The sequence below is a fragment of the Bacillus sp. B4EP4a genome (assembly GCF_006680105.1).
GTDB lineage: Bacteria > Bacillota > Bacilli > Bacillales > DSM-1321 > Peribacillus > Peribacillus simplex_E.
Genome location: NZ_VHIK01000046.1, coordinates 28,940 through 45,894, shown reverse-complemented (window position 1 = coordinate 45,894; position 16,955 = coordinate 28,940). Strand labels below are relative to the sequence as shown.

The following is a 16,955-nucleotide window of genomic DNA, read 5'->3' as shown; positions in this document are numbered from 1 at the left end:
GTGTTTTTTTAAAAAAATCCAATTAAAGAGCACATTCTTCAATTTCAAATCCCAGGTCTTCGATGATTCCCCAATCGGCTGTGGGTTCTTGACCGGCTGTCGTTAAATAATCGCCGACGAATATGGAATTGGCTGCATAAAGTGCCATAGGCTGCATGGAACGGAGATTGACCTCACGACCGCCGGCCAGACGAATTTCTTTACTCGGATTAACGAATCTCATCATCGAAATCAATTTCAGGCATTTAGTGGGGGTCAACTCGGAAGTTCCCTCAAGCGGCGTTCCGTCAATTGCATTGAGAAAATTACAAGGAATGGAATCTGCATCAAGGCTTCGTAAGGATAGGGCGATTTCCACCGCTTCCGCCACAGATTCCCCCATACCGAAAATGGCACCAGAACATGGGGACATTCCGGCATCCTTCACAGCTTCAACTGTATCTACCCGGTCTTCATATGTATGTGTCGATGTAATTTTGCTGTAGTTCTCCTGTGATGTATTCAAGTTGTGGTTGTAGCGATGAACGCCTGCTTCCGCCAGTTTGCCGGCATGTTCCTCATTCAGGAAACCTAAACAGCAGCAGATTTTAAGATCCGTCGTTTCGCGTATTTCTTTTACCGCTTCAATGACATGATCGATTTCCCTGTTGGTAGGACGTCTGCCGGACGCAACGATGCAATAAGTACCCGCTTTGCGACGAATTGATTCTTGCGCTCCCTCGACAATCTTTTCTTTAGTCAGCCAAGCATATTTATCGATTGGGGCTTCCGAAACGATCGACTGCGAGCAGTAGCCGCAATCTTCCGGACATAATCCTGACTTTGTATTGATGATCATATTCAATTTAACCTTTTTCCCATAATGGTGCTTACGTATGAGATAGGCTGCATTCAGAATTTCCAAAACCTCTTCGTCTGGGGCTTGTACGATGGATAATGCCTCTTCCTTCGTCACTTTATATCCTTTGATAACGTTCTCCGCCAACATCTTCCAATCCCTAACCAATGTTTCCAAACCTAATCCCTCTTTTCTTTTAATGTTCTATATTCCTTCCCATGAATCTTCCGCAATTAATTACCTGAATCCTTGGAACGGATTGGATCATTTTGCACACTCAATACAAAATAAAACTTTTAATATGTTAACCTTAAATATTTTAAGTTAACATATCGATTGAATAATAACATACATACAAAATATTATTCAATGGTCTTTTTTCAATATTTTCCTAGTCTGTCCTTTAAATCCTAGGAAAGCTGGCATTTTATATGTTAACTAAATATATAAATTAGTTGACATATAAAATGAGAATCAGGCAAACTAATAGTGGGCATTCTGCCAGCCATTTCTAAAAAGGAGGTTGAAAACTTGAAAGCAAGGACGATTTCTTATGTAGCCCTTTTTACCGCGTTAACTGCCATTGGCGCCTTTATTAAGATACCTATCCCTTACATACCATTCACACTGCAAATTCTGGCAGTCTATTTGGCAGGCGCATTATTGGGGCCCCGGCTTGGGATGCTCAGTCAGTTATGCTACCTCTTGATCGGACTTATCGGGGTGCCCGTGTTTGCTGAAGGCGGGGGATTCGGCTACATATTCAAACCCACTTTCGGCTATTTGCTCGGATATATACTGGGAGCCTATGTAAATGGATGGCTGATCAACCGGTTTTCCCTCTCCACGATTCGTTCCATATTCTTTGCTAATGCCGCCTCTTTGCTGACAGTTTACTTTTTCGGCTGCATCTGGCTGTATGGTGCGATGAAGTGGATTGTGGAAACGCCGCTTTCAATCAACCAAACGATTCTTTACGGCTTCTTATTACCTGTACCCGGTGATTTAATGCTATGCATTCTATGTGCTGCCATCATTCAACAAGTACGTCCGCGCATTGAAAAATATATAAACGTAAAGGAGCTGAATCATCCATGGGCCAAGCCTACTTTATAACCGGAACTGGCACGGATATTGGAAAGACCATCGTCACGAGTGCGCTCTATCTGTCGCTTCAAACATTGGGAAAAAGCGTCACGATCTTCAAGCCATTTCAAACTGGAATCAATGAGGAAAATAATACATACCCGGATATATCTTGGTTTGAGCAGGAGCTCGGTGTAAAGGAATCAGGGTTCTACACACTGGAGCCCGAAACCTCCCCACATTTGGCGATTAAATTAACTGGTAGTCAAATCGATGAGAAGAAAGTCGTGGAAAGGGTTCATGAACTTGAGGAAATGTATGACATCGTATTAGTCGAGGGCGCTGGCGGATTGGCTGTGCCGCTCATTGAACGGACGGAAGGTTTCTATATGACGGCGGATTTCATAAGGGATTGCGGCATGCCTGTCCTCTTCGTATCCACAAGCGGTTTAGGGGCGATTCATGATGTCGTGACAACCCATTCTTATGCCCAAGTCCATGATATAAACGTGAAAACCATTTTGTATAATCATTACCGGCCAGAAGATCGGATTCATCAAGACAATATCGAAACCATTGAAAAGCTGACTGGGCTGAATGGTCTCGCCTGCATCCCAACAATGGCCGATGTCAGAAAAGACTTGAGGAAATGCATCCTTAATTTGCTTGGTGATCAAAATTATACCCAACAACTGAAAGAGGTGTTCAAAGCATGAACAGTCAGGATTTAGAACAATGGGATAAGGAATATGTATGGCATCCGTTCACGCAAATGAAAACGTATCGGGAAAGTAAACCGCTGATCATCGAGCGCGGCGAAGGCAGCTACCTGATTGATGTGGATGGCAAACGCTACCTCGACGGCTATGCTTCATTATGGGTGAATGTGCACGGGCATAACGAGCCGGAATTAAACGGCGCCCTTATTGAACAAGTGAATAAAGTCGCGCACTCCACGCTGCTTGGATCTGCGAATGTACCATCGATCTTACTGGCAAAAAAACTGGCAGAGATCACTCCTGGTTCTTTATCGAAAGTATTCTACTCCGACACGGGATCTGCCGCTGTGGAAATCGCTCTTAAAGTCGCTTATCAATATTGGCAGAATATCGATCCCGTCAAACATCAGAATAAAAACAAATTCGTCTCACTTGACGAAGCATACCACGGCGATACTGTCGGAGCTGTGAGTGTGGGCGGCATGGATCTATACCATAGAATCTTTAAGCCCCTCTTATTTCAACGGATCTCCGCCCCTTCACCATATGCCTATCACATGACTGAGTACGGGGATCAAGAAGCCGTGAAAAACCATTGCTTGAAGGAACTGGAGAAGTTACTGCAAGAACAATCAGAGGAAATTGCAGGATTGATCATTGAACCGCTGGTACAGGGAGCAGCAGGCATCATAACCCATCCCCAGGGCTTTTTGAAAGAGGTCGAACAATTATGCAAAAAGTACAATATCCTCTTAATTTGTGACGAGGTTGCCGTAGGATTCGGTCGCACCGGTACAATGTTTGCCTGCGAACAGGAAGATGTCATCCCCGATATCATGTGTATGGGCAAAGGGATCACTGGGGGATATATGCCACTCGCAGCCACCATCATGAACGAGCAGATCTTTCAATCCTTCTTGGGAGAACGGGAAGAGCATAAAACCTTCTATCACGGCCACACCTATACAGGAAACCAGCTAGCCTGTGCACTGGCCCTGAAGAATATCGAGCTGATGGAAAGCCGCAATCTCATTAAAGACATCCAGAAAAAATCTAAATATCTATCACAAAGACTGCAAGCGCTATACGAACTTCCGATCGTCGGCGATATCCGCCAGCGCGGCTTCATGATTGGATTGGAAATCGTTAAAGACCGTGAAACAAAAGAAACGTTCACCCTCCAAGAGAACGTCGTTTCCGGGATCATCCATACAGCACGGGAAAATGGCCTGATCATCCGGGAACTTGGTCCAGTCATCACGATGATGCCAATCCTTTCCATGTCAGAAAAAGAACTCGATTTCATGGTCGAAACCGTCTACCGTGCCATCCAGGAAGTCTCCATTCATAAAGGATTGATTCCAGCAGCAAACTGATTCAAAAAGAAACCGGAAGAGCAGGGCTCATCCGGTTTCTTCTTTTCCCTTTCTGTAGGCCAAGCCTCATCAAAGCAAATTGCCTGCGGGGTCTCGTCTCGTCTCGTCTAGCCAGTTATTCGGCATGAGTATCGCAACGTTGATTTCCACTCCAGGCACTCGCTTTCCGCGGGCGGTCCGGGAGCCTCCTCGGCGCTCTACGCGCCTGTGGGGTCTCCCTTGGACGCGCTTTTCCCGCAGGAGTCTCGAACACCCGCTCCAATCAACTTTGTTTTAAAATTTTGATAGAAACCCTTTTGTTGACAAAGCGAACTTCGGAATGGTTTAATCCCGAACCGTGTTTTTAAAACAGGACTAGGTTATACTTCATGGTTTTTTCCTATTTTATAAAGCCACATTAAATTGAAGAAGGCAGCTACCCCCTGCTGTCTCTTTCATTATTTAAATAAAAAAGAAAAGACTTCCTTATTATGGTATTATTTACATAAGATATTTGAGGAGGTTACAAAATGATGTTGGGAGTTCCACTCCTGGTTGCTTGTGTCCCTGGAATGTTAGTAGTATTTTTGGCGTGGTGGTTTAGGAAATTACATTTATCTTTATTTATAAGGCTTTTACCAGGCATATTAACCGTAATAACTTCAATTATTTTGTTTTACATTGGTTTTGTGAACATTAGAGGGTTTGAAGGAGCTGGATATGGAATACTGGCTTTCTTTTTACTTCCCTTTGCTATTGCGGCTTCAATTATTGCGATTAAAAACAGAGGTGTGCAAAGATAGAGTTAAATTCAAATGACTATGAAAATAGGAATATATACAAAGACTAAAACGAATAAAAGACCAATTGCCGAAATGAAAAATAGCCGGATATGTTGGGCGTTTGCCCCCTCCACCCGTGATATTAAATAGATACATTACATGCAATAATGCAATTGAAAAAAAGGCTAAGCAGGACCAGCTCGTTCTATAGCTAGAAGGAATGAAATAATAAAAAAGATGACCCCGTTTAATTCGGAGGTCATCTTTCTTTTACTGCTTGCTAAGTGTTAGCGAATGCCTTTCATGTAACCTTGAATCTTTGGTGATAAGGCCATCAGGGCCAGTCCAAGGACTATTGAAGCAATACCGATCACTCCAAAATAAGCCATTTCGGTTTGAGGAGTGTAGAATCTGACGATTTGTGCGTTCAGTGCTTGTGCTGCTGCACTTGCCAGGAACCAAAGGCTCATCGTTTGTGCCGAGAATGCGGCAGGAGCCAATTTTGTAGTTGCTGAAAGTCCAACAGGAGATAAACAAAGTTCTCCAAGTACTACAAGGAAATAGCTAAGTACAAGCCATAGCGGATTGACTAACGCGTCCGATCCACCGAAATAAACAGGAAGCAGGATCACCAGGAATGATAAACCGGCGAACAATAAGCCTATTGAGAATTTTTGAGGAATGGTCGGCTGACGCTTTCCTAGTTTAATCCATAACCATGCGAATACTGGTGCAAGGGTAATGATGAACAAAGGGTTCAAAGATTGGAACCATGCCGGGTTTATTTCTATTCCAGCAAAATTCAACTGTGTCCGTTTGTCTGCATAGCTTGCCAATATTGTTGCACCTTGCTCTTGAATCGCCCAGAACATGACAGCTGCTATAAACAAAGGAATATAGGCAATCAAGCGTGAACGTTCAACAGAAGTTGTTTTAGGGCTGCGATACATGAAAATGAAATAAAGGGTCGGAATAACGATCCCTAGGATACCTACAAGATTAATAAAGGTTTGAATCGTTAAGATGCCTTTAGCGGCAGTGATGCCGATGATGGCAGCTATGATAAGTGCAGCTATCCCCAATTTAGTGAATACGCTTTTCTTTTCATTCTGTGATAATGGGTTCGCAGGAAGAGTTCCAGCAAGGCCCAGGTTCTTTTTCTTTGTTGCAACAAAGACGATGAGTCCAATTAACATACCAATTGCCGCAAGTCCAAAACCAAGATGGAAGCTGTAGTCCATTCCGACTGTACCGACAACAAAAGGTGAAAGGAATGCACCCATGTTGATACCCATATAGAATATACTGAAACCGGAATCCCGGCGTCCGTCATTTTCCGCGTAAATTTCACCGACAATGCTTGAAACATTCGGTTTTAATAAACCAGTACCAAGAACAATGAGTACCATGGAAACAAAGAACATGGAGAGACTGCCTGGTACAGCAAGGACAATATGCCCGAGCATGATCAAGATACCACCGTAAAATACGGCTTTGGAAGTCCCGAAGATCCTATCGGCAAGCCATCCGCCAATTATACCTGACATATATACTAAAGATCCGTAAATTGATACAAGGGCAAGGGCTGTGGGTTCATCAAGACCTAGTCCCCCTTTAGAAACTTCGTAATACATATAGTAAACAAGAATTGCCTTCATGCCATAATAGGAGAAACGCTCCCAGAACTCAGTAAAGAAAAGGGTGAATAATCCTTTAGGGTTTCCAAAAAAACCTTTTTGAGGTACACTATCCACAATTTTCTGTTTATTTATCGTTGCCATACCTAGCCCTCCTTTTATTATTGTATAATAACTTTTATTTTCTCTGTTGTAAATAAATATTTAGTATATTTAAATAATTAATTTCAAAATAAATAGAAGAGGGTTGCCACCATGCAAGCCAAAGTCCGGATTTCGCAGTTAAAAACACCCCATATAGTCTAATAGGGAGCTGCCATCAAAGATATATTGCCCTAACTTCAACAATGGTATTACGTTTCATATCATGCACATATAATGAGATTGGAAAAATAGAGAGAATCATTTTGAAAAAAAACCCAACCAAAACCGTTATATACACCGTATAATAGATATAACAAAAAATGAGGAGGCACCATAATGTTCGGGATCATAACTGTTGTGCTGATTTTTTCCATTCCTATAATCGGCATACTGACAAGCCATTTCGAAAAACAGTCAAAAATCAAACACAATATGCTCAAAGTTGAATTGGAACTTGAAAAACTTAAACATGAAAACTTTCTTATGGAGACGGAAAAAATGAGGCTGGAGCTGGATCAGATGAAATTCGATCAAAAAAGAGACGAGCCAAGGTTACTGTGATCAAGTAACGTTGGTTCGTCTTTTTAATGGGTATTGTGAGGACCTCGTTTTAAAAAACTCCCGTCCGTCATAAGAATTACAAATAAGGACGTTTTAATGGATATATTGATCGCCCACAAGAAGGTCTGACAGCACCTTTGTCGGGATGATGAACTCGACGGCCCCCATATATCCCGGCGCAGCTTCATAGCTGTTAAAGGCGATGACTAGCTTGCCATCTTCGTTTATATAAAAGTTTTGGTTTTCATCGATGCCTTTAAATGCAGTAAGGTCATCATCTTCGACCCAATATACCTTTTCCGGATCTTCTGCCATCTGCCTCTTCATCTGTTCCTTGATGTTCTCACTGATCACCTGAAGATAACGATCATCTTTAAATAAGCTATTTAATGTTAATAGCACTTCGTTTTTCTTGTCGACTGTATCGAATTGACTTTCTGTAGAACTGGAAGCAGAAATCTTATCCGTATAACGCTGTACGGATAAGATCGTTTCATTATCCGTCAATATCACATATCCGCTTTCCACGGACATATTGCCCTTTTCCCCTTCCTTCAGTTTTGACATGGAGTCCGTGAATTCCTTATAAAGCTGCTTGCTTTCCGATAAGTATTTCTCATTCAAGCTATCTTCGAGCTGTTTATTCTCCAGACCGGATATGGCAGGTGTTTTGATTACTGCCGAGGAATTATTCGCTTCTTCTTTCCATTCGACGAAGGTAATCACTTTGATGACCTTATCGACTATCGGAATTTCACTCATGGCTTTCGCCGCTGCCGGACTGATGTTTACGGAAGCTGTCACGATCAGAAGCGCTGCAGCCGCTGACATGAGGATATTCCTGCCAACTCTTGGCTTCTTCCTGGGCTTCTCATTCAAGGCCGCTTGAACGACATCATTCAATTCCTTTGGTATCGGTGTTTTAAGATATTCTTCCCGCAGATCTTTTAGTTTTTTTTCCATCTTTTCGTTTCCTCCCGTTCAGTCATGTTGATCCGCAATAGTTGCAATGCCTTATATAATCTCGTTTTAATCGTGCTTACGTTCTCTTCCATCACTTCCGCTATCTCTTCCAGCTTCAGGTCCTCGAAGAAACGGAGAACGACTACCGTTTTGTACTTGACCGAAAGTCCTTCAAGGGCTTTTTGCAAATCCAGGTCAGGATAGTGATCTTCCTCACCGCTGCGTAAGTATTCTATTGTTTCGTCATCGGCGACAGTCAGTTTCTTTTTCTTCCGCAAAACATCCAGTGCCGTTCGGACGATGATCTTATATAACCAGCTATCTATAGAAGCAGCGTCTTTGATTTTGCTGCTGGAGGCCAGCGCTTTCCTGATTGATTCCTGTACAATATCAAGCGCATCCTCTTGGTTTTTAACATAGTAAAAAGCAAGTCTGTACAAATTTTCTTGCCGTTCGGTTATCCGGGCCGCGATTAATTGATTCATATCTAGATTTTTCATTGCATGAAAGAGCTCCTTACATTTAAATTACGTATCCTGGGTACTAAGGATAGACGTTTATGCAGCCATAAAAGTTTGAAAATGAACAAGGAAATATATAAATATAAAAAAATGAAATTTTTTACAAACTTTTAAGGCTTTTGGCGCGTCTATATAGTAGAATGATTATCGAGGTGGAGTGCATCATGAGTAAATTAAATTATAAAAAAGTCTTTATTTTTCTATTTTGTCTAACAGCTACTGTGGGAACGTTGGGGTTAGCCATCAAAAGCCTTGCTTTTGATAAGAAAAGAACCGTTTCGGCCTATACAACTGATAAAAATTACCCAGAAGCCGATATTCAAACGTATGTGAAAGATAATACGAAAGGCGGGTATTCAGCCAGCAGGCCCGTTCTGCATTTAGAAAATATCGACAAGCAGCTAGAAGCCTACATAAAGAAAGAAATTAAGGATTATGAAAAGAAATGGAAAGCATCCGATGGAAAAGCTTCCGAGCTTAACCTCACTTATACGATCCTCCATTTCAGCAAACAGACCATTACGATTTCCTTCGATAAATATGAGCAAGTGGAAGGAAAAAAGCAGTCTGGATCCCAGATCTTCACTTATGATATTCCATCTCAGCAAAAGCTCTCCATAGAAGACATCTTTGCCACGGATACTGATTATTTATCCGTTTTATCCGATATTGTTTTTGAAGAGTTAACGGAGAAGGAAGAAGAAGGCATTTCAAACAGTCTCATTAAAAAGGAAAACAAACTGAAGGCAGCCAACTTCAATTCTTTTTCAGTCTTGAAAAATACGCTTGTATTCTACGTTAAGACTGATGATTCAACTAAGACCCATACAATAGCCATCAAGAAGGAACTTTTTAAAGATAGTTTGCTAGATTCATATCAAAGTCAAGATTTGAATGCGGATCGTGTAAAGGAATGGCAGCCGAAACATATCGTCGCCAAACTGCCCGTGCAAAATGAATGGATCGACCCTTCAAAAAAGGTCATTGCCTTGACGTTCGATGACGGGCCGCATCCAAGTTATACCACGTCCATTCTTAAAGACCTGAACAAGTATGATGGACACGCGACGTTTTTCGTGCTTGGAAGCCGCGTACAGCACTATCCGGAAGTTCTGCAAAAAATGCTGCAGCAAGGAAATGAGATCGGCAACCATTCATGGGATCATCCGCAGCTGACGCGCTTAAGCAAGAACAAAATCAAAAGTCAAATCGAAAAGACCCAAGACGCTGTAGAAAAAGCTACAGGTGCTGAGCCAAATCTCGTCCGTCCCCCATATGGAGCGATTAACAATAATGTGCGTGAATTCATGGAGGATATGAAAGTCACACTTTGGGATGTAGATCCCGAAGATTGGAAAGAGCGGAATGAAAAGAAAATCGTAAACAAAGTGATGAGCAAAGCCAAAGATGGCAGTATCATATTAATGCATGATATCTATCAAACTAGCGCCCAGGCTGCAGGAAAAATCATCAAGCAACTGCATGACCAAGGATATCAACTGGTCACAATTTCAGAATTGGAAAAGGTACAGAAAGACCGTGAACTTTCCGGAATCACCATAAAAGAATAATCAAAAGGAAAGAGCCTGTTTCGTGATTCGTAAACAGGCTCTTTCCTTTCAAATAAAATAAGCAGACCTTTGATCATATAGCAAAGGTCTGCTCATTTTATCATTCACCAAGATCTACATTATGATAAACTTGTTGAACATCTTCCAAATCTTCCAATGCATCAATCATTTTTTCGAATTGTGCTTGAGCATCTTCTGGAAGGGTTAGGTCATTTTGGGCAAGCATCGTCAGCTCGGCCACTGTAAAATCGCTGATTCCTGCATCCTTGAATGCTTGTTGTACAGCATGGAATTGTTCAGGTTCGGCATAAACGATGACACTTTCTTCTTCTTCAATGATGTCTCGTACATCAACATCCGCTTCCATTAACAGTTCAAGAACATCATCAGCCGTCTTACCTTCAATCCCGATGACAGCCGTTGCATCGAACATATAAGCAACAGATCCGCTGACTCCCATATTCCCGCCATTTTTCCCAAATGCGGCACGCACATCAGATGCCGTCCGGTTCACGTTGTTTGTCAATGCATCCACGATGACCATTGAACCATTCGGACCGAATCCTTCATAACGAAGTTCGTCATAGTTTTCTTCCGAACCGCCTTTGGCTTTTTCAATAGCACGGTCAATGATCGCTCTTGGAACATTGTACGTTTTCGCACGCTCAAGTACGACCCTTAATGCCTGATTGGACTCTGGATCTGGTTCACCTTGTTTTGCCACTACATATATTTCCCGTCCGAACTTAGCATAAATCCGACTAGTATTAGCATCTTTTGACGCTTTTTTTTCTTTAATGTTATTCCACTTACGACCCATTATATTCCACTCTCTTTCATCATTGATATATACGAATAGATTATTAAGATACGGCCCTATGAGAAAACCCAACAGGGGAATTCCTTTGAAGATAGGCTATACGTTTACTAGATTATATTATACATCAATTGTATAATTTTGAAAAAGTCCTGCACATCCATCACTGGCATTTATCGGAGCCTTGCGCTATTTTATATGAATTACTTTGGAAAACATCAGCATTGGTATAGTATGAAGTGAACGGAAAGGAGAGATGATCCATGAAGGACAACCAAATCATCATCGGGATACCCGGTAAATGGAAGGACCGGACAGAATTGATTCAAACGGTCGCTTCCCAAAGCGAAGGGTATCTGTTAACCGGGAATGTTTTTCATAACAGCGATAAGAACATTACTTTTCAGGCTGAGATCCATGATTATGAACCCACTTTGAAAGAAAGCTTTTCCTACGCCAGTAAAGACGCCTTTTCGGAAAATGCATTAGAGGAGATCAATGACCATACCTTTACCGTTTATATAATAGCCGATGTATCCGATACCGGAACTGTTATCGATTTGATCGATGCCGGGGCAGCGATCCTAAGGGCAGGCGGAATGGCAGTGAAAATAGAAACGGCTGGAATTGCCCATTCAAAGGAAGATTGGCAGCATCTTCATCATAGCCCCGATATTCTCTCGGTATATGCCCATTTTGTCACGATCATCGGAGAGGAAGATTATTATTGTTCATTCGGAATGAAAGCTTTTGGTCTTCCGGATGCCGTGACACTTAACACGATGAGTCCGAAAGAGGCGGCTGCCCTGCTTAACACATTTAATTATTACCATTTAGGTGAACGTCCTCTCTTTAAGAATGGCGAAACCTTTAGCATTCAACAAGATGCACCCGACTTTATATTGACGGGCCTTCAGGACTTTAGATATGAAGAAGACCATCCCTTCTACAACCCGTTAGGATTATGGAATTTAGGGACAAGTAAATAGAGGAGCGATTCGCTCCCCCCAGACTGTAGATAAATTCGCATAAAGCGAGTTTGCCTGCAGTTTTTTTATTTAAAGGCTTTGTTAAAAGATTAATGTTGATTTTTGAACAAATAAAAGAGACCACCTTTTGGTGGTCTTCTTAAGTGCATCCTATGGAACTAACGCACCTGTTAGTTCATTAAGAAAAGGTTGCTTCAACAACCTCCCTTATTGATGTAAAGCACGTATTCCCTGACTTTCTTTGAGTGTGGGGTGTTAAGAAAGTATCTTGCTGAAAAGATCGAGACTTATCTTTTTATTCAGCTACCTAAGCCAAGTGAGTATCCAAATGTTTTAAAAATTTCTGCTGCAGATTACTGGTGTATCCAAAATAACGGCTGGTCTATTGATTCTGCTACTGAAATTTTTAGTGAGGAATGGATATCTGATGACGAGTTTTTTGTCACCGAATCTGAAATTTATGGGAATAATAAACTCTATCATCAATTGAAAAAAGAACTTCGAATAAGAAAAACATAGGGAGATTTTAGTCTTCCTATGTTTTCATTCATATTATTTATCTGTTTGTTTTTGCTTCTTTTTCAAATACTCCGCACGTATTTTTTCAAGTTGCTGCTTTTTATCAAATTTGGCAGGCTTCTGTTTTTCATGAAACTTTGTCACAGCTACCTTACCTTTGGTATCCAATTGATATTTTCCCACTTTTTTCACCTACTTTTCTTGTCTTTAAAGAGAATCTATTCAACAAATATAATATACCTTATTTTACTGAAGTAAACCTTATTACTTTATTAGTGTACTGCTAACTTTGCATATATCAGTAAAAACATTAAAAACTTAGTAAAATAATTCATCGCCAAATGGTATTCATTTCATTGCTATAATCAAAATAAAATGCCTTGACACTCTGCATAAGCCTCAATAATTCTATTTCTTGTTTGTTCAGCTCTCTTCTAAAGGTCCAATTGTTCGGTAAATAAGGTTTAAAATATTAAAACAATCTAAGTCTACTCCATCTTTTAAATGGTTCTTAATGCTAATAACCATTACGTTCTCGATGATTTCAAATTTAGGTTTCTGAGGGGAAATATTGTTTTTTTTGCAAAGTCTTTTTACTACTTGTTTAAAAAAATCTACATCCCCAATATTTTTCTCCAAAAAATCACCCCTTGTTATTAACTTTTCTACTTATATCTATCTTAATCCAAATATTACCTTATTCAACTAACCTGCCCCGTTAGTTGCATAAAGAAAAAGCTGCCTCAAAGACAGCTCCAATCTTCAGCTAACGCACCCTTTAGTTCATTAAGAAAAGCGATTCTGAAAACAGTTCATGCTAATGAGTAACTTCATTTTTACTTTACATAAAGATTTTGCATTTGGGCAAAATTATAGAAACAAATTCAATTGGAGAACAACATTTATGATTTTCCTTGCCCTTTTATTAATGTTAGGCGGTTTATTAATTATTAATACTATTTACGCTTATCACACCAAGCACATTGACTCGAATTTTTTATCCACTTTATGGTACTACATAAAGCTTTTACCTCTTTTCCTGTCCGCGAGTATTATGATTGGATACGGAGTGAAGTTTTTAACAAAAATTGTAGATAACTTAACCTTCTCACTTATTGTCTCTAAAGGAATGGAGATACTAGTTAGTGTCGCAATTGGATATATATTTCTAAAAGAAATTCCCAATTGGCGAACAGGGATTGGCATCACAATTATATTAATTGGTTTTTGGTTATTAAAAGGAAAATAGAAAGAGTTTACCTTGATAGGCTCTTTCTTATGACAAGTGTACTGTCGATAGTTATTCAAGAATATGGCCCAATTGTTGAACAAAGATCAACAGCACTCTTGAACTATTCTGCCCCGTTAGTGCCATAAGAAAAAGGCTGCCACAGCAACCCCTGTTATTGAATTAAAGCATCCGTTACTTTAAGAAGAGTGATACAAAAATAAAGCCAATTATGATTACAAGAATAAGAATTCCCGTACCTTTCCAACCTAAGCTACCAACTAAATCAGCAAGACCTCCACCGTGAATACTGCTAGAAGGATTTCTTTTTAATTCTTTTTGTCTTAATTTTTCTCTTCTTCTTTCAGGAGTTTCTTTATCTTCACTCATTTGAACACCCCCTGTAAATTAAACAATCATTCCTTTTACACTTTACCATAAATAACCATTATCCTTGTTGAACTATCCTGCCCAGTTAGTGCCATAAGAAAAAGCTGCCTTAAAGACAGCTCCGATCTTAAGCTAAGTGTTGAATTCAAATAAAGTTTGATTAAAAATACCTCAGACAATATTTAATGATTTTTATGTATTTTGCGGGGAGGTTCAAAATTACTTACACGCTAAGGGTTATTTTATAATATCAAAACGACCATTAGGGATTACTAATTAAATAAAATGGATTCTTCATTATTTGCGTTACATTTAAGTTTTAGATGTGAGGGATATTGAGTATTGAAATTAAGTGAAGTTTCTTAATCCTCGAATTCGAAAGAAATGAATAGTTCAAGGAATCTTTTTACACTAGAACCGTGTTTTCTTAATATTCCATATAAGTGTATCAACACCTTTAGAGAAATGAAAAAGCGGATTGACTTCAGTAAGGTCAAAATTAAAGGGAGTAAAAAGTGTATTCGTACATATCTCTGCCTCTACTTTTTGTAGCGGCCAAGGACGATGGTGTATTTCTCCGCAATAGATATTGACTCCATTATCCGTACTATACAAGCAATATCTCTCTGTGAGCCAATGATCTAAAGTTCCTTTTTTAGGAAAATAAACTTCTGGTATTGGAGCGTACTTTGCATTAAATCTAATTGGAGTATTTGTTTTTCCATTACGGATACTTTGACAATGAAAGGTTTGTCCTTTTTTTTCTAAAGAAATTTGTGCAGAATGATAGGGCAAACGAAACCATTTCTTGGCTATTATATAGGAGGCCCAGTCCTCAACGTCAAGAGACATGAAAAAGATACCGGGTTTACCATCACATTGAACATATGTCCTTACATTGATTTCTGAAAATTTAGGGGTTAGTGATACAGATGACAATCCACGAGGATAAATTCCCTCCATAACGAAGAGAATAACTCCCAACCAGGCATATCCATCAAAGGTGTCAATTTCTAAATGAAGAGGAATATGCGGTCTTAGTGTTTCAGCTGGAATAGGCCAATGGGTAAACAAGAGATTTCTCCAAGGTTGTCGCATAATCCATTTTTTTGAAGGTATTGGCCAAGGACGGTGAGCGTTATCATCTAGTAGGTTCATGAAAAGTATCTCCTTTATATCTACTTAGTTAAGGGGTGAAAAAAAACTCAGAAAATCATTTGATGTTGCTTGTATTTTTCAATTGCTCTCTGTATTGACTTTCACCCTATAAAGTTGTGACTGATATCTTTATAAAATAACACAATTATACTTTTTCTGGAAATAACAACAATATTGAGCTGTTAAATTAATTTGATAGTGGAGAAGTGAATATGTCGAACATTCTATCCTATTTATCTTTTGTGATGGTTGCAATAATATTTGTCCTATTTTTATTCATGCTTGTTGGTTGGCGTTGGATTATGAAACGTATAGTTAAGAAAATGGGAAAAATCATTTTAACCGACAGCTATCAAGAAAATATTATGGAGTTGATGCCAGGACTAAGGCATATGGGCGTTCAAAATATGCTTGAAAATAGCTTGCGTGCAGAAACAGGCGACGTCCTGCATCGACCACTTGGCTCTTCAAAAAAATGGCCGCATTTGGATCCAATTACCTTTATCCCTGCACAAACGACACCATTTCCTATTGATGGTGAAGAAGACGTTGATGTTAAGGTAACCATTGGACCAAAAGCAAAAAAACCAATGAAAATAAAAATTCCTCTTATGATTACAGGGATGGCCTATGGTATCGCACTTAGTGAACAAACAAGGCTTTCTTTGGCGGAAGCAGCAAAAAATGTAGGAACCGCGATTAATTCCGGAGAAGGCGGAGTAATACCTGAAGAATTAGATAAAGCAGGAAAATATATTTTACAGTTTTCAAAAACAGAATGGTCAAAGGAAGAAGATCTTATTAAGCGTGCCGACATGATTGAAATTAAGTTCGGACAAGGCGCACTAGCTGGGATGGGGGGGAAAATTTCACCCACAAATTTAACAGGTCGGGCTCGTGAAGTGATGGGGCTTAAAGAAAATGAGGATGGAGTCATTTTTGAACATTTTTTTAAAAATCAAACATTGAAAGATATTAAAAAACTTGTTAATGAACTTCGGAGCATAACTGGTGGTGTTCCCATTGGTGTAAAAATGGGGGCAGGTGGAAAAATCGAAGAAGATATAGATCATTTAATTGAACTCGGTGTTGATTTCATTACGATTGACGGCGGCCAAGCAGCCACACACGGTGCCCCCCCCATTTTATCCGATGACATGGGAATACCAACATTGCATGCAGTTGTCCGGGCTGTTAATCATTTAGAAAAGAGAAAAATGAAGGGGCAAATTAGTTTAATTGTCTCAGGAGGGCTATTAGTACCTGGGCACTTTTTAAAAGTACTTGCACTCGGTGCTGATGCTGTTTATGTAGGATCTGCCATATTATTTGCTGTCTCACATAGTCAAGCATTGAATGCTCTTCCCTTTGAACCACCTACACAAGTTGTTTGGAATCAAGGTAAATTCAAGGATCAATTTAAGATAGAAGATGGAGTAAAAGCAGCAGAGAAATTCTTTACAGCAAGTATAGAAGAAATGAAAATGGCATTAAGAGCGATGGGGAAACATTCCTTAAAGGAGTTGTCAAAAAAAGATTTAGTTTCCTATGATGAATTGACTGCTAAAATGATTGGAATTCCCTTTTCGTTTGAACCTTGGGAAGACATACAAAAAGAGAAATAATTGAATGTGTATAGAAAGCAAATTCAAAATATCCAGATTGGCAAACGATCAC

Annotated in this window: 18 protein-coding genes; 9 read left to right on the top strand and 9 right to left on the bottom strand. The window is 39.8% G+C overall.

The window, feature by feature from the left end; translation table 11 throughout:
- Positions 1 to 22: 22 nt before the first annotated feature.
- A complete protein-coding gene (gene bioB / locus FNK51_RS21230) occupies positions 23 to 988 on the bottom strand; it encodes a biotin synthase BioB (RefSeq protein WP_220126999.1) in 966 nt (321 codons plus the stop codon).
- 381 nt (positions 989 to 1,369) lie between these two features.
- On the opposite strand from bioB, the gene FNK51_RS21225 reads away from it, so the two are divergent.
- The 4 genes from FNK51_RS21225 to FNK51_RS21210 all read left to right on the top strand — a co-directional run bounded on the left by FNK51_RS21225 (position 1,370) and on the right by FNK51_RS21210 (position 4,801).
- Positions 1,370 to 1,954, top strand: coding sequence for a biotin transporter BioY (locus FNK51_RS21225; protein ID WP_141994588.1), 585 nt, complete (start codon positions 1,370 to 1,372; stop codon positions 1,952 to 1,954).
- Positions 1,933 to 2,640 (top strand): dethiobiotin synthase, encoded by a 708-nt coding sequence (gene bioD, locus FNK51_RS21220; RefSeq protein WP_098372984.1) that lies wholly within the window; start codon positions 1,933 to 1,935, stop codon positions 2,638 to 2,640. The genes FNK51_RS21225 and bioD overlap by 22 nt, the downstream gene beginning before the upstream one ends.
- Positions 2,637 to 4,019, top strand: a complete 1,383-nt coding sequence (gene bioA / locus FNK51_RS21215) for an adenosylmethionine--8-amino-7-oxononanoate transaminase (protein WP_141994587.1) — start codon at positions 2,637 to 2,639, stop codon at positions 4,017 to 4,019. Before bioD ends, bioA begins: the two co-directional genes overlap by 4 nt.
- Before the next feature lie 509 nt (positions 4,020 to 4,528).
- The gene (locus FNK51_RS21210; protein WP_141994586.1) at positions 4,529 to 4,801 is read left to right on the top strand and encodes a YesK family protein; all 273 of its coding nucleotides are present in this window, start codon (positions 4,529 to 4,531) and stop codon (positions 4,799 to 4,801) included.
- Between the two features lie 266 nt (positions 4,802 to 5,067).
- Here FNK51_RS21210 and FNK51_RS21205 read toward each other — a convergent pair whose 3' ends face one another.
- Positions 5,068 to 6,561: a peptide MFS transporter gene (locus FNK51_RS21205; RefSeq protein WP_141994585.1), complete on the bottom strand. Its 1,494-nt coding sequence runs from the start codon at positions 6,559 to 6,561 to the stop codon at positions 5,068 to 5,070.
- A 336-nt stretch (positions 6,562 to 6,897) separates the two neighbouring features.
- Here FNK51_RS21205 and FNK51_RS21200 point away from each other — a divergent pair, with 336 nt between their 5' ends.
- On the top strand, positions 6,898 to 7,122 hold the full coding sequence (locus FNK51_RS21200; protein ID WP_063234929.1) for a hypothetical protein: 225 nt from the start codon (positions 6,898 to 6,900) through the stop codon (positions 7,120 to 7,122).
- 93 nt (positions 7,123 to 7,215) lie between these two features.
- Here the strand turns inward: FNK51_RS21200 and rsiV are convergent, their stop codons facing one another.
- Both rsiV and FNK51_RS21190 read right to left on the bottom strand, forming a co-directional pair.
- Complete coding sequence (gene rsiV / locus FNK51_RS21195; RefSeq protein WP_141994584.1) at positions 7,216 to 8,085, bottom strand: anti-sigma-V factor RsiV; 870 nt, start codon at positions 8,083 to 8,085, stop codon at positions 7,216 to 7,218.
- Complete coding sequence (locus FNK51_RS21190) at positions 8,070 to 8,585, bottom strand: RNA polymerase sigma factor SigV (protein WP_141994583.1); 516 nt, start codon at positions 8,583 to 8,585, stop codon at positions 8,070 to 8,072. The genes rsiV and FNK51_RS21190 overlap by 16 nt, the downstream gene beginning before the upstream one ends.
- 185 nt (positions 8,586 to 8,770) lie before the next feature.
- Here FNK51_RS21190 and FNK51_RS21185 point away from each other — a divergent pair, with 185 nt between their 5' ends.
- Positions 8,771 to 10,177: a polysaccharide deacetylase family protein gene (locus FNK51_RS21185; RefSeq protein WP_181762311.1), complete on the top strand. Its 1,407-nt coding sequence runs from the start codon at positions 8,771 to 8,773 to the stop codon at positions 10,175 to 10,177.
- A 100-nt stretch (positions 10,178 to 10,277) separates the two neighbouring features.
- Here the strand turns inward: FNK51_RS21185 and FNK51_RS21180 are convergent, their stop codons facing one another.
- A complete protein-coding gene (locus FNK51_RS21180) occupies positions 10,278 to 10,997 on the bottom strand; it encodes a YebC/PmpR family DNA-binding transcriptional regulator (protein ID WP_053536610.1) in 720 nt (239 codons plus the stop codon).
- Positions 10,998 to 11,257: 260 nt separating this feature from the next.
- Here FNK51_RS21180 and FNK51_RS21175 point away from each other — a divergent pair, with 260 nt between their 5' ends.
- Positions 11,258 to 11,983: a DUF4261 domain-containing protein gene (locus FNK51_RS21175; RefSeq protein WP_098372977.1), complete on the top strand. Its 726-nt coding sequence runs from the start codon at positions 11,258 to 11,260 to the stop codon at positions 11,981 to 11,983.
- A gap of 252 nt (positions 11,984 to 12,235) precedes the next feature.
- Positions 12,236 to 12,502, top strand: a complete 267-nt coding sequence (locus FNK51_RS21170; RefSeq protein WP_141994581.1) for a hypothetical protein — start codon at positions 12,236 to 12,238, stop codon at positions 12,500 to 12,502.
- Positions 12,503 to 12,535: 33 nt separating this feature from the next.
- Here the strand turns inward: FNK51_RS21170 and FNK51_RS26715 are convergent, their stop codons facing one another.
- From FNK51_RS26715 to FNK51_RS21150, 4 genes are all read right to left on the bottom strand, one after another.
- The gene (locus FNK51_RS26715; protein WP_048680414.1) at positions 12,536 to 12,685 is read right to left on the bottom strand and encodes a hypothetical protein; all 150 of its coding nucleotides are present in this window, start codon (positions 12,683 to 12,685) and stop codon (positions 12,536 to 12,538) included.
- A 240-nt stretch (positions 12,686 to 12,925) separates the two neighbouring features.
- Entirely contained in the window at positions 12,926 to 13,141 is a 216-nt protein-coding gene (locus FNK51_RS21165; RefSeq protein ID WP_053348812.1) for a hypothetical protein, read from the bottom strand.
- 784 nt (positions 13,142 to 13,925) lie between these two features.
- Positions 13,926 to 14,120, bottom strand: coding sequence for a DUF6366 family protein (locus FNK51_RS21155; protein ID WP_098372972.1), 195 nt, complete (start codon positions 14,118 to 14,120; stop codon positions 13,926 to 13,928).
- Between the two features lie 411 nt (positions 14,121 to 14,531).
- Positions 14,532 to 15,278, bottom strand: coding sequence for a YqjF family protein (locus FNK51_RS21150; protein WP_141994580.1), 747 nt, complete (start codon positions 15,276 to 15,278; stop codon positions 14,532 to 14,534).
- A 212-nt stretch (positions 15,279 to 15,490) separates the two neighbouring features.
- On the opposite strand from FNK51_RS21150, the gene FNK51_RS21145 reads away from it, so the two are divergent.
- Positions 15,491 to 16,903: an FMN-binding glutamate synthase family protein gene (locus FNK51_RS21145; protein ID WP_141994579.1), complete on the top strand. Its 1,413-nt coding sequence runs from the start codon at positions 15,491 to 15,493 to the stop codon at positions 16,901 to 16,903.
- Positions 16,904 to 16,955: the final 52 nt, after the last annotated feature.

Bases quoted from the DNA above. Each gene is read 5' to 3' on its own strand.
- bioB (WP_220126999.1), bottom strand. From the start codon at position 988: ATGTTGGCGGAGAACGTTATCAAAGGATATAAAGTGACGAAGGAAGAG.
- bioD (WP_098372984.1), top strand. From the start codon at position 1,933: ATGGGCCAAGCCTACTTTATAACCGGAACTGGCACGGATATTGGAAAG.
- bioA (WP_141994587.1), top strand. From the start codon at position 2,637: ATGAACAGTCAGGATTTAGAACAATGGGATAAGGAATATGTATGGCAT.
- FNK51_RS21210 (WP_141994586.1), top strand. From the start codon at position 4,529: ATGATGTTGGGAGTTCCACTCCTGGTTGCTTGTGTCCCTGGAATGTTA.
- FNK51_RS21205 (WP_141994585.1), bottom strand. From the start codon at position 6,561: ATGGCAACGATAAATAAACAGAAAATTGTGGATAGTGTACCTCAAAAA.
- FNK51_RS21200 (WP_063234929.1), top strand. From the start codon at position 6,898: ATGTTCGGGATCATAACTGTTGTGCTGATTTTTTCCATTCCTATAATC.
- rsiV (WP_141994584.1), bottom strand. From the start codon at position 8,085: ATGGAAAAAAAACTAAAAGATCTGCGGGAAGAATATCTTAAAACACCG.
- FNK51_RS21190 (WP_141994583.1), bottom strand. From the start codon at position 8,585: ATGAAAAATCTAGATATGAATCAATTAATCGCGGCCCGGATAACCGAA.
- FNK51_RS21185 (WP_181762311.1), top strand. From the start codon at position 8,771: ATGAGTAAATTAAATTATAAAAAAGTCTTTATTTTTCTATTTTGTCTA.
- FNK51_RS21180 (WP_053536610.1), bottom strand. From the start codon at position 10,997: ATGGGTCGTAAGTGGAATAACATTAAAGAAAAAAAAGCGTCAAAAGAT.
- FNK51_RS21175 (WP_098372977.1), top strand. From the start codon at position 11,258: ATGAAGGACAACCAAATCATCATCGGGATACCCGGTAAATGGAAGGAC.
- FNK51_RS21155 (WP_098372972.1), bottom strand. From the start codon at position 14,120: ATGAGTGAAGATAAAGAAACTCCTGAAAGAAGAAGAGAAAAATTAAGA.
- FNK51_RS21150 (WP_141994580.1), bottom strand. From the start codon at position 15,278: ATGAACCTACTAGATGATAACGCTCACCGTCCTTGGCCAATACCTTCA.
- FNK51_RS21145 (WP_141994579.1), top strand. From the start codon at position 15,491: ATGTCGAACATTCTATCCTATTTATCTTTTGTGATGGTTGCAATAATA.